We start from the raw sequence: 12,176 nt of genomic DNA, 5'->3' as shown, positions 1-12,176 counted from the left end.
CGAGGGCTTTACTGGGGAAAGCCCTCGCGGCTTACGCCGCTCCTACACGGCGACGAAAAAAGGCCCCTCCGGAGAGGGGCCTTTTGATTGCGGCGGCAGAGCGGGCTGCGGTTACTGCAGCAGGCTCAGCACGTTCTGCGGAACCGACTTGGCCTGGGCCAGCATCGCGGTGCCGGCCTGTTGCAGGATCTGCGTGCGGGTCAGCTCGGCGGTCTCGGCGGCGTAATCGGCATCCTGGATGCGGCTGCGCGAAGACGACAGGTTCTCCGAGGAGGTGCTCAGGTTGGCGACCACCGAGGTGAAGCGGTTCTGCACCGCACCCAGGTCGGCGCGGGTGCTGTTGACCGACTGCAGCGCGTTGTCGACAATCGACAGGGCCTGCTGGGCGCCGAGAACGTCGGAGATGTCGATGCTGCCGGCGTAGACATCGGTCTCGGCATCGCCTGCGGTGTAAGCGGTGGTTAGGTCGGTGGCGGCAGCCCACTTGGTCTTGTCATCGGTGTCGCGTACGGCGTAGCTCAGCGACAGAATCGGGTTCTCGGCCGTGTCGGTGATGGTCTCCCCGCTCTTGACCGAGGTCAGCGTCAGTGAGCCGTCGGTATCCGATACCGCAGCGTAGATGCCGCTCTCGCCGATCTTGGAGTTGATTGCGCTGGCCAGTGCCTTGTCGATAGCTGCCTGGTCGCTGCCCTTGGCTACCACGACTTCGAAACTGGTGCCGCCAATGGAACCGCTCAGCTTGACTTCTTCCGTCAGCCCGGCAGTTGCATCCAACTGGGTGATGGCAGTGGTTCCGGTGGCGGAGACGCCACTGTCGAAATTCGAGCCGCCCAGCGAGGAGACCTTGGCATCCACCACCTTGTCGATGGCGATGGCCTGACCGGCATTGGCGCCGACCTGGAACAGGGCGCCGCTGAAGCTGCCGTCCAGCAGCTTGGTGCCGTTGAAGTCGGACTGCTTGGCGACGCGGTCGATTTCCGACAGCAGCTGGGTCACTTCGGACTGCAGCGCCTCGCGGTCGGTGGTGGAGTTGGTGGCGTTGGCCGACTGCACCGACAGCTCGCGGATGCGCTGCAGGTTGTTGCCGATCTCGCTCAGCGCGCCTTCGGCGGTCTGCGCCAGCGAGATGCCGTCGTTGGCGTTGCGCGAGGCCACGTCCATGCCGCGGATCTGGGTGGTGAAGCGCTGGCTGATCGCCAGGCCGGCGGCGTCGTCCTTGGCGCTGTTGATGCGCAGGCCCGAGGACAGGCGCTGGATGGTGGTCGCCATGCTCGCGCTGCTGGTGTTGAGGTTGCGCTGGGCGTTCAGCGACATAACGTTGGTGTTGATTACCTGTGCCATCTTGATTTCTCCTCTGAGCGATTTTTCCGGCAATCCAAGATTGCCTGGAGCCTTTCGCAGGGGGGCCATCATTTGGCCGTTGCCGCTGCTGGAATGAATAACGGCGAGGTGTCAACAAGCTTTAGCGCGTCGCGAGGTTTTTTCGGCTTTTTTTCCAAGTCCACAAGGACTTGCGACAGGACAGGAGGAACAGATTCGGCGGCGCCGCCGGAAACTTTAGGAATGATTTTCCACGGTGCCGATCCAGCTCGGTCGCTGCTGGTCGTCCGGATGCGGAGCGGGGAGTCGGTGGCCCGGGCAAGAGCGCGATCCGGACGGAAGACGCTGGGTCCGCGCCTGCGCGGGAACGACGGTCCTGGCTTTTCCGGTGTGTACCCGGATCAGACGAATGCGGGGACGAAAGCGCCCACCAGGGAAAAGGCCCGGCGCCACGAGGCGAGCCGGGCCCTCGGTCGCATGGGCGCAGCGTCAGCCGAGCTTGTTGAACAGCGACATGTTCTGCATCTGCAGGAAGATGCTCTGCGCCGCCTGCAGCGCCGTCTGTTCGAGCTGGTACTGGCCTATCGCCTCGGCGTAGTCGAGGTCGCGGATGGAGGACAGGGTGGTCTTGAGGGTGACTTCGTTGGCGGCGCGCACTTCGGTCGCGGTCTCGATCGCCGCCAGTTGCGCGCCGCCGGCGGCGCGCGAGTCGATCATCTTCGACGATGCCTGCGCGATGTCGCGCAGCGATGACTGCAGGGTGTTCTGCTGCGCCGCCTTCTCGGTATCGGTGACCGGATCGGTGCCGAGGGCGGCGACCAGGTCGGTGATCGTGGAGAACACGTCCTTGCTGGCGGATGCGCCGATGCCGAAGCTGTCGCCGGCGGCCGGCTGTCCCTCGATGCGCATGCGCAGGCCGGCGAAGACGATGTCCTCGCCGCTGCTGTAGCTGCCGCTGGCGACTTCGTTGCCGGCGCTGTCGAGCACCGTGTAAGTGTCCTCGGCGGTGAACTGCACGGTGTAGCTGCCGCCGTCCCAGCCGCCCGTGCTGGCGTCGCGGCCGAGGTCCAGCAGCATGCCCGTGCCGGTGTTGGCGGTGGCGGCGTGTCCGTCCACGGTGCCGTCGCCGGTACGGATGCGCATGAAGATCTCGCTGCCCGGCAGCGCGTCGGACACGAAGGTGTCGGCCGCGACCTCCACCTTCTTCTGGGTCTGGTCGCCGTTGTAGACCACCTGGCCGTTGACCTTGGCGAAGGGCGCGCTGTCGTCGGCGGCGCCGCCGAACAGGTAGCGGCCGGTGCCGTCGGTGCTGTTGGCCAGGCTCAGCAGGCTGTCGTGCAGGGTGGACAGCTCGCTGGCGATGGCCTGGCGGTCGTCGGAAGTGAGCACGCTGCTGTTGGCCTGGATGGTCAGATCGTTGACGCGCGCCATGATCTCGCCGGCCTGCGCCAGCGCGTTCTCCTGCAGGCCCAGCCGGTTCTGCACGGTGTTGGCGTTCTTGCCGAACTGCTCCAGCGACGCCAGCGCCCGGTCCAGCCCGACCGCGGTGCCGGCGGCCACCGGGTCGTCCTTGGCGGTGACCAGCCTGAGCCCGGTGGAGAGCTGCTGCTGCAGGTGCGCCATCTTGGTCTGCTTGGCTAGCATGGTGGCCACCGACTGGCTGAACATCATGCTGGTGGAGATGCGGGTGTTCATCGGCTGACGGCGCTCAGGATGGTCTGGAACATCGTGTCGGCGGTGGAGATGAGCTGCGAGGCGGCCTGGTAGGCCTGCTGCAGCCTGAGCATATCGGCCGCTTCCTCGTCCAGGTTGACCCCGGAGATGGAATCGCGCGTGGCCTGGGCCTGGTCGTTGATGATCTTCTGCGCCTCGGAGGCGTAGTCGGCCGCGCGGGCGGCCGAGCCGACCGCGGTGGTGAGCCCGGAGACCGCGCCGCTGAGGGTGACGGTGCCGCCGTTGAAGGCCTTTAGGTTCTCCACCGCCGCCAGCAGCTTGGCGTTGCCGTTGTCGCTGGAACCGGCGCCGGTGGGACCGACGGAGAAGCTGTCGCCGGCGGCGGGGGCGCCATCGAGGGTGAAGCTCCAGCCGTTGGCGCTGATGGTCTGGCCGGCGCTGTAGGGGTAGGGACCTTCGCCGTCGATGGTGTACTGGGTGGCGTCGATGAACTCGATGGACGCTGACGCGAGCAGGGCGGGATCGCTCGCGTCGGTCACCTGCACGTCGCTGATGGCACCGGTGCCGATGTTGGACAGCGTCGCGCTGGCCTTGACCGCGGTGGCGGCGGCGATGCGCGAGGTGTCGGTGATCGCCACCGACAGGCTGCCGGCCACGCCGGCGGTGGGCTGCAGCAGGAACCTGTCGCCGGCGGCGGCGCTGCCGGAGACCACCAGCTCGACGCCATTGACCACCAGCGGATCGTCGGCGCTGCCGCTTCCGCTGAGGGCCACGCTGGCGCCGGTGTCGGTGCGGCTCGCGCTCCAGTTGCTGCCGTCGAACTTGAGCAGCAGGTTCTGCCCGTCCAGCGCGGACAGGTCGCCGAAACTGGCGCTCAGCGCCGCGCTGCCGGTATTGGCCGGGTTGGCGGCCACGCCGGGCGCGGCCAGGTCGAAGAAGTCCCCGCCCAGCGCGCCGTACAGGTCCACGCCCTGCGCGTGGACATCGTTGAAGCTGGTGGCCAGGCCCACGGCCAGGCGCCCGAGTTCGGCCTGGGTGGGATCGAGCACGCTGCTGCGGAACTCCAGCAGGCCGCCGATCTGCCCGCCCATCGCCTTGTCGCTGATCGCCACGTTCAGCCCCTGGGTCTGCAGCGCCAGCTGCAGCCGGGTCGGCTGGTAGGGATCGGCCACGGTGGTCAGCGAGGATGCGGTGGTGCCCACCACCAGCGCCTGCCCGCCGGGGGTGAATATGTTGATCGCGCCGCCGTCCTGGGTCACGGCGGTGCCGCCGGTGTAGCCGACCAGCTGCGAGATCAGCCGGTCGCGCTGGTCGAGCAGGTCCGACGAGGCGCTGGCGGCGTTGTTGCCGATCTGGCCGTTGAGCTTGGCGATCTGCTGGGTGAGCCGGTTGACCTCGTCGGTGGCCGCGATCAGTCCGTTGTTGACCTCGCTGGACAGGCTGTCGAGCTGGCCGTTGAGCTGCTTGAAGCGGGTGGCCAGCGAGTTGGCGCTGTCCAGTACGTTCTGCCGCTCGGCGGTGGAGGACGCGTTGGAGGACAGCGCGCTGGCCGAGTCGAAGAAGCCGGACCACAGCCCGGAGACGCTGGTGGCGGTGTCGGAGAACAGGCTGTCCACGCGATCGGCCAGCGAGGACAGCTGCTGCAGCCGCGACAGCTCGCCGCCGGAATCGAGCAGGCGCGAGATCGCCAGCTGGTCGGCGACGCGGCTGATGTCGGTGATCTTGGTGCCGTTGCCGACATAGCCGTAGCCCTGGTCGGTGGGCGTGCGCGTGGCGAACGACACCGTCTGCCGGCTGTAGCCTTCGGTGTTGATGTTGGCGACGTTGTGGCTGACGGTGGACAGCGCACGCTGGAAGGCGATCAGGGCGCCGGTGCCGGTGGACAGGACGGACATGGGCGATTACCTCAGCGTCGGGTGGTGGCCGGCCCGGCCGGGTCGGCGTTGCTGGCGAAGCCGCGCATCAGCCCGGTCGCGGCATCGCCCACCGCGGCCACGGCGCGACCGATGGTGGGGCCGGCGGCGATCGCGGCGATCTTGGCGGCATAGGCCGGGTCGGTGGCGTAGCCGGCGCGCTGCAGGCCCTGCGCGAACCTGCGCACGTCGGTACCGGCCTGCAGCGCCTGCTGGTAGCGCGGACTGGTCTTGAGCAGGCGGACGTAGTCCGAGAAGCTTTCCGCCGCCGAGCCGTAGGCGCGGAAGTCGGCGCGCTCGCTGCGCTTGACGCCGCCGACGTACTCGTGGGTGCCGGCATTGACGCGCTCGCCGGACCAGCCGGTGGCCTTGATGCCGAACAGGTTGTTGGCGTCGCTGCCGTTGCCGCGGGTGATGCCCTTGCGGCCCCAGCCGGTTTCCAGCGCCGCCTGCGCCACCAGCGCGCGCGGGTCCACCCCCAGTTCGCGCGCGGCCTGCTGGGCGTGGCCCCAGATCCTGGCGACGAAGCCTTCCGGGGTGCGCTCGCCGAGGCTGGCGGCGGCGGCCTGCGCGGCCGCCTGGGCCACGCTGTCGCTGGACGCGGTGTCGGTGGTACCGGCGGCTTCGCCGGCCGGCAGCGTCCAGCGGTCGTCCAGCGACCAGTCCTCGGCCGTGCCCCGGCCCAGCGATGCGTGCAGGCTGGAGGTGTCGCGGCCGGCGATCAGGTCCAGGGCGGGCGCGGCCTGCTGCAGCGGCAGCACGTCGCCGCCGGAGCGGCCGGCCACCAGCGAGTAGGCGCGGGCGGCCTGGGCGCCGCTGATCGAGGTGCCGCCGGTCGAGGTGTCCGCGGGGGCCTGCGCCGCCGCGTCGGTCTTGCCCAGCTGGCGCGCGATCACCGCCGACAGGCCCAGGCCCTTGCCCTCGGTCATCGCCTTGGCGATCTGCTGGTCGTACATCTCCCGGAACATCTGGTTCTCGCCGGGGAACAGCGAATCGCCGAAGCTCGCATCGCGCATGCTCTTGATCAGCATCTGCGCGAACTGGCCTTCGAGCTGGCGCGAGACCTGGTCGATCTTCTGCGGATCGCTGCCGGTCTGCGGGTTCAGTTCGATGGGGGAGGCGGCGATGCGCATGTCAGATCACCTCCAGCTCCGCGCTCAGCGCGCCGGCCTGGCGCAGCGCCTCGAGGATGGCGATCAGGTCGCCGGGGGCGGCGCCGACCTCGTTGACCGCGCGCACGATCTCGTCGAGCGTGGTGCCGCCCTCGAACTTGAACATGCGGTTGCCCTCCTGGCTGGCGCTGACGTTGGACTGCGGCGTCACCACCGTCTGGCCGCCGCCGAAGGCATTGGGCTGGCTGACGTTGGCCGACTCGCTGATGGTCACGGTCAGCGAACCGTGCGAGATCGCCGCCGGGCTCACCCGTACCAGCGAGCCGATCACCACGGTGCCGGTGCGGGCGTTGACCACCACCTTGGCCGGTGCGCTGCCGGGGGTCAGCTCCAGGTTCTCGATGCGCGCCAGCATGCCGATGCGGGCGCCGGGATCGGTCGGTGCCCGCACCGCCACGGTACCGCCATCGACCGCGCGGGCCACGCCGGGGCCGAAGTTGTCGTCCAATGCCGCCACCATCCGCGATACGGTAGTGAAGTCGCTCTGGTGCAGGTTCAGGGTGATCTCGCCGCTGCCGGCGAACACGTCGGGCAGGGCGCGCTCGACCGTGGCGCCGTTGGGGATGCGGCCCACGCTGGGCACGTTCACCGAGATCCTCGAACCGTCCTTGCCCTGCGCGCCGAAGCCGCCGACCACCAGGTTGCCCTGGGCGATGGCATAGACCTGGCCGTCGGCGCCCTTAAGTGGGGCCATCAGCAGCGAGCCGCCGCGCAGCGACACCGAGTTGCCGATCGAGGACACGGTCACGTCGATCGGCTGGCCCGGCTTGGCGAACGCCGGCAGCTCGGCGTGGATCGCCACCGCGGCCACGTTCTTCAGCTGCGGATTGACGCTGGACGGGACATTGACGCCCAGCTCGCCGAGCATGTTCTTCAGGCTCTGCACGGTGAACGGCGCCTGGCTGGTACGGTCGCCGCTGCCGTCCAGGCCGACCACCAGGCCGTAGCCGACCAGCGCATTGCCGCGCACGCCGCCGACCTGGGCCAGGTCCTTGATGCGCTCGGCCGCGGCCGGGGCGGCCAGTGCCAGCGAGGCCAGCAGTGCGGCGGCGATGCGCAGGAAAGGGGGGAACGGCTTCATGGAGGCCTCAGTACGGCGACAGCCGCGAGTTGAAGAAGCGGCCCAGCCAGCCCATCGCGTTGGACTGCGCCACCGCGCCGCGGCCGCCGTAGGCGATGCGTGCCTCGGCCACCTTGCTGGAGGGGACGGTGTTGTCCGGGGCGACGTCGGCGGCGCGCACGATGCCCTGGATCTGCACCAGCTCGTCGCCCTGGTTCAGGCGCAGGTTCTTCTGCCCCTGCACCACCAGGTTGCCGTTGGGCAGGCGCTGGACCACGGTCACGGTGACGCTGCCCTGCAGCTTGTTGCTTTGCGCGCTCTGGCCCGAGCCGTCGAAGCTGTGGTCGGAGCTGGCCGAGTTCTCCAGGATCGCGGTGCCGCCGACGGTGACGCCGCGGCCGAGCAGAGTCGGCGCGCCCATGGCGATGTCGGTGCTCTTGCTGATGCCGGTGGTCGCGGTGGTCTGGGCGGTGGTGCTTTCCACCAGGGTGATGGTGAGCAGGTCGCCGACCTCGCGGGCGCGGCGGTCGCCGTACAGGTTCAGGCTCGGGCCGGCGGCATAGATCGCGCCGGCGCTGGGTTCGGCGCTGGGCGCGACGACCGGCACGATCGGCGCCATCGGCGCGTACGGGCGGATGTCGCCGGCGGCCACGCAGCCGCCGAGCAGGGCCGGGAGCAGCACCAGCGGGGCGATGCGGACGAGTGAGGAAGGGCGGGCCATGGTGGTGATGTCCGTGGTCAGACGTTGTTGTTGAGGTAGCTGAGCATGGAGTCGGTGGTGGAGATGGCCTTGGCGTTCATCTCGTAGGCGCGCTGGGTCTCGATCATGCTCACCAGTTCCTCGACCACGTTGACGTTGCTGCCCTCCAGCGAACCCTGCACCATGGTGCCCAGGCCATTGAGGCCGGGGGTGCCGTTCTGCGCCGGCCCGGAGGCGGTGGTCTCCACGTACAGGTTCTCGCCCTTGGACTGCAGGCCGGAGGGATTGATGAAGTCGGTCAGCGTCAGCGAACCGACTTCCAGCGACTGCGCCTGGCCGGCCACCTGCACGGTGACGGTGCCGTCGGTGCCGACCGTCATCGACTGCGCGCCCTCGGGGATCTGGATGCCCGGCTGCACCGGATAGCCGCTGCTGGTGACCAGTTCGCCCTGGTCGTTGAGCTGGAAACTGCCGTCGCGGGTGTAGGCGGAGGTGCCGTCGGGCAGCAGCACCTCGAAGAAGCCGCGGCCGTTGACCATCACGTCCAGCGCGCGCCCGGTCTGCTGCGGGTTGCCCTGGGCGAAGTCCTTGGAAGTGGCGACCACGCGCACGCCGGTGCCGAGCTGCAGGCCGGTCGGCAGCTGGGTTTGCGCCGAGGTCGCGCCGCCGGGCTGGCGCAGCTGCTGGTACAGCAGGTCCTCGAACTGGGCGCGATCGCGCTTGAAGCCGGTGGTGTTGGTGTTGGCCAGATTGTTCGAGACGACCGACATGCGCGTCTGCTGCGCGTCCAGTCCCGTCTTGGCGACCCACAGGGCCTGATTCATGTCCTCGCTCCTCGCTGGGGCGCCGGATCTGCGCCGTTGCCGGTGTACATGCAATCGTTGTGCCGAAAGGTTGGGATTCGGGATTCGGGATTGGGGATTCGCGAAGGCGTTACTGCTCTTCACGAATCCCCAATCCCGAATCCCCAATCCCGGCTTCCTACCCACTCACCCGCAGCAGGGTGTTGGCCGACTGCGCGTTCTCGTCGCCGTGCTTGATCACCTTCACCTGCATCTCGAACTGGCGCTGCAGCTGGATCATCTGCACCAGCGCGCCGGCCGCATCGACGTTGCTGGCTTCCAGCGAGCCGCTGTCCAGCGCCTTGCCGGTGGCCTGGACGAACGGCTGGGTGGGGTCGGTGTTGCGCATCAAGCCATCGCCGCCGCGCTGCAGCCGTTCGGCCGGGGCCTCGACCACGCGCATGCGGGTGAGCTGCAGCATCGTCTGCGGGCCTTCGCCCTGCGGGATGATCGAGATCGTGCCGTCGCTGCCGATCTCCAGGGCCTGGTTGGGCGGTATCGCGATCGGGTTGCCGGCCTCGTCCAGTACCGCGCGGCCGCCGTTGGTGACCAGCTGGCCGTTGGCGGTGAGCGTCAATTCGCCGCCGCGGGTGTAGGCCTCGCTGCCGTCGCTGGCCTGCACCGCCAGCCAGCGGTCCTGGCGCAGCGAGACGTCCAGCGCGTTGCCGGTGACCTGCTGCGCGCCGAGGCCGCGGTCGAAGCCCTGGTCCACGTGCATCGCATCGATGCGCGAGGGATAGCCGTTGCCCTGGATCGGGAACGCCCGGGTATTGGCCAGCGCGGCCTTGAAGCCGTGCGTATTGGCGTTGGCCAGGTTGTGCGAGACCGTGCCCTGGGCCTGCAGCGAGGCCTGGGCACCGGTCATGGCGACGTAGAGGGCTTTGTCCATGGGCTGGGGCCGGGATTGGGGAGTCGGGATTGGGGATTGGCAAGAGCGGGACGCGGGGCGGGGTGCGTCGACGAGGACGGCGACCAAGGGGATGCGGGGATCCGCTTCTGCGAATCCCCAATCCCGACTCCCCAATCCCGGCGTTACCTGATGTTGATGACGGTCTGGGTGATCTGGTCCTGGGTGGTGATCATCTGCGCGTTGGCCTGGAAGTTGCGCTGGGCCACGATCATGTTGACCAGCTGTTCGGTCAGGTCGACCGTGGACGCTTCCAGCGAGCCGGCCTCGATCTGGCCGAAGTCGGAGGTGTCCGGTGCGCCGGTGCGCGGGTTGCCGGAGGCGTAGCTCTCGGCCCAATGGTTGTTGCCCTGCGACTGCAGGCCCTGCGGGTTGACGAAGGTGGTCAGCGCGACCTGGCCCAGCGCCTGGTCGGCGCCGTTGGAGTAGCGCGCGTACACCACGCCGGTGGTGTCGATGCTGATCTCGTTGAGCTTGCCGCTGGCATAGCCGTCCTGGCGGGTGTCGCGCAGCGCGAAGGATTCGCCGTACTGGGTCGATCCGCTGATGTCCAGCGACATGCTCAGCACGCCGGCGCCGGTGCTCGGGGTGAAGTCGCCCAGGGCGATGATGCCGGGGGCGGCCGGGACGGTGAGGGCGCCGGTGTCGGAGAACTCCAGCGTGGTCGGATCGCCGACCTGCTCGCCGTCGACGTAGTTGTAGACCTGCCAAGTGTTGGTGGTGTTCTCGCCGTTCTCACCGGTGTTGGCGGTCTTGACGAAGTACGAGGTCTGGGTGTGGCTCACGCCCAGCGAGTCGTAGACGGTGATGCCGCCGGTGGAGTGGTTGTAGCTGTTGGAGTCGGCCGGGTCGAACGGCGAGACCGTGGGCTCGGAGGCATTGGCCGGCAGGGTGAAGGCCAGGTTGACCGTGGTGGTCTGCTTGGGCGCGCTGTCGGTGGTCAGCAGCTGCAGGTCGGTCAGGCGGCCGACGTCGAAGCCGTTGCCGTTGGCGTTGGGCGCGAACACCTGCAGGCGCGCGCCCTGCGGGTCGACGACGTAGCCGTTGGCATCGCTCTGGAAGTTGCCGGCGCGGCTGTACACGCGCGCCCCGTTCAGCGACAGGGTGAAGAAGCCCTCGCCCGAGATCGCCAGGTCCAGGCTGCGCCCGGTCGGGTCGATGTTGCCCTGCGAGAATTGCTGGGCGACGTTGCTGACGCGCACGCCCGAGCCCACCGCATTGCGCGCCAGCCCGTAGCTGGTGCTCTGGAACATGTCGGCGAACTCGGCGCGCGATTCCTTGAAGCCGGTGGTGTTGACGTTGGCGATGTTGTTGGAGGTGACGTTCAGGTCGGCATTGGCTGCGTTGATGCCGGACAACGAGGTATTGAAAGCCATGGATGGACTCCGTTTCGTTCTTGGGGTTGCCGGCTCAGCTGACGCGGAGCACGTAGTCGATCGGGGCCGCTCCCAGCCCCTTGAGGTTCAGGTACAGCCCGTCGGAGCCGACGGTCACGCTTTCCACCGGCGCCTGCACATAGGTGGAGAGCGTGGTCTTCTCGCCGTTGCTGGCGTCGATCTGGGTGGCGGCGACCGAGTAGGTGCCGGCGGCCATGCGCTGGCCGTTGGCATCGGTGCCGTCCCAGGAGAACGCCACCTCGCCGCTGGCGTCGGCCTGCACGCTGAGCGTCTTGACCAGCTGCCCGTTGGCGTCGCTGATGTCGAAGTTGATGGTGCCGGCGGCGGTCGCCGCGACCACGCCGTTGACCGTGCCGTCCGCGTCGTCGAGCGCGAGCTTGGCCGAGGGCACCAGCACCTCGTGCCCGACCAGCGCCGCGCCGCGCAGCACCTGGTCGCTGCTCAGCGCCGTGGCGAAGCCCTCGACGGTGCTCTGCAGGCTGTTGATGCCCTGGACCGTGGAGAACTGCGCCAGCTGGCCGAGGAACTCGCTGTTCTCCATCGGGTTGAGCGGGTCCTGGTGCTTGAGCTGCTCGGTCATCAGCTTCAGGAAATCCGCCTGCCCGAGGGCGTCGGAGGAGGTGGTGGAGGTGGTCGTGCTGGAGGCGGTCAGCCCCAGGCTGCTGTAGATGTCGCTGGCGACGCTGCTCATGGCGGGGTCCTGGTGGGGCGTGGAGGGGAACGGGGTCAGCGACCCATGGTCAAGGTGGCCAGCGCCAGTTCCTTGGCGGTGTTGAGCACCTCCACGCCGGCCTGGTAATTGCGCGAGGCGGAGATCAGGTTGACCATCTGCGATACCGGATCCACGTCGGGCGAATACACATAGCCGTCGCCGTCGGCGAGCGGGTGGCCCGGCTCGTAGCGCTTGATCGGCGGGGCGTCGCTCTGGGTGATCTCCTTGACCTTGACCGAGGTCAGGCTGGAGTCGTCGGGATTGCGCTGGGCCTGGAAGATCGGCTCGATCGGCTTGTAGACGGCCTCGGCGGAGCCGGCGACCGAATCGGCGTTGGCCAGGTTCGAGGCGATGGTGCTCATGCGCACCGACTGCGCCTGCAGCGCCGAGCCGGCAACGTCGAAGATGGGAAGATTGCTCATGCGTTTGTCCTTGTTTCCTCTTCTCCCGCTTGCGGGGGAAGGTGGCGCGCAGCGCCG

Annotated in this window: 11 protein-coding genes; all 11 read right to left on the bottom strand. The window is 68.6% G+C overall.

What is annotated here, in order from left to right; all coding sequences use genetic code 11:
• Nucleotides 1–111: 111 nt before the first annotated feature.
• Nucleotides 112–1,341, bottom strand: coding sequence for a flagellin (locus tag LRX76_RS17760; protein WP_231806964.1), 1,230 nt, complete (start codon nt 1,339–1,341; stop codon nt 112–114).
• 468 nt (nt 1,342–1,809) lie between these two features.
• Nucleotides 1,810–3,015, bottom strand: coding sequence for a flagellar hook-associated protein FlgL (flgL, locus tag LRX76_RS17755; RefSeq protein ID WP_231806963.1), 1,206 nt, complete (start codon nt 3,013–3,015; stop codon nt 1,810–1,812).
• A complete protein-coding gene (flgK, locus tag LRX76_RS17750) occupies nt 3,012–4,889 on the bottom strand; it encodes a flagellar hook-associated protein FlgK (RefSeq protein ID WP_231806962.1) in 1,878 nt (625 codons plus the stop codon). Before flgK ends, flgL begins: the two co-directional genes overlap by 4 nt.
• A gap of 11 nt (nt 4,890–4,900) precedes the next feature.
• Nucleotides 4,901–6,040, bottom strand: a complete 1,140-nt coding sequence (gene flgJ / locus LRX76_RS17745) for a flagellar assembly peptidoglycan hydrolase FlgJ (RefSeq protein ID WP_231806961.1) — start codon at nt 6,038–6,040, stop codon at nt 4,901–4,903.
• A 1-nt stretch (nt 6,041) separates the two neighbouring features.
• Complete coding sequence (locus LRX76_RS17740; protein ID WP_231806960.1) at nt 6,042–7,160, bottom strand: flagellar basal body P-ring protein FlgI; 1,119 nt, start codon at nt 7,158–7,160, stop codon at nt 6,042–6,044.
• A gap of 7 nt (nt 7,161–7,167) precedes the next feature.
• A complete protein-coding gene (gene flgH, locus LRX76_RS17735; RefSeq protein ID WP_231806959.1) occupies nt 7,168–7,860 on the bottom strand; it encodes a flagellar basal body L-ring protein FlgH in 693 nt (230 codons plus the stop codon).
• Between the two features lie 17 nt (nt 7,861–7,877).
• On the bottom strand, nt 7,878–8,663 hold the full coding sequence (flgG, locus tag LRX76_RS17730) for a flagellar basal-body rod protein FlgG (RefSeq protein WP_231806958.1): 786 nt from the start codon (nt 8,661–8,663) through the stop codon (nt 7,878–7,880).
• Nucleotides 8,664–8,820: 157 nt separating this feature from the next.
• Nucleotides 8,821–9,570 carry a flagellar basal body rod protein FlgF gene (locus LRX76_RS17725; RefSeq protein WP_231806957.1) on the bottom strand — a complete coding sequence of 250 codons (750 nt, stop codon included), beginning with the start codon at nt 9,568–9,570 and terminating at the stop codon, nt 8,821–8,823.
• A 143-nt stretch (nt 9,571–9,713) separates the two neighbouring features.
• Nucleotides 9,714–10,964, bottom strand: coding sequence for a flagellar hook protein FlgE (flgE, locus tag LRX76_RS17720; protein ID WP_231806956.1), 1,251 nt, complete (start codon nt 10,962–10,964; stop codon nt 9,714–9,716).
• A gap of 34 nt (nt 10,965–10,998) precedes the next feature.
• Nucleotides 10,999–11,676 carry a flagellar hook capping FlgD N-terminal domain-containing protein gene (locus tag LRX76_RS17715; protein ID WP_231806955.1) on the bottom strand — a complete coding sequence of 226 codons (678 nt, stop codon included), beginning with the start codon at nt 11,674–11,676 and terminating at the stop codon, nt 10,999–11,001.
• 35 nt (nt 11,677–11,711) lie between these two features.
• Nucleotides 11,712–12,119, bottom strand: a complete 408-nt coding sequence (gene flgC, locus LRX76_RS17710; RefSeq protein WP_231806954.1) for a flagellar basal body rod protein FlgC — start codon at nt 12,117–12,119, stop codon at nt 11,712–11,714.
• Nucleotides 12,120–12,176: the final 57 nt, after the last annotated feature.

It is taken from the genome of Stenotrophomonas sp. MMGLT7 (assembly GCF_021168555.1).
In the GTDB taxonomy this organism is placed as follows: Bacteria; Pseudomonadota; Gammaproteobacteria; order Xanthomonadales; family Xanthomonadaceae; genus MMGLT7.
The sequence above is the reverse complement of the archived record's forward strand: the minus strand, read 5'-3'. Positions and strand labels throughout refer to the sequence as shown.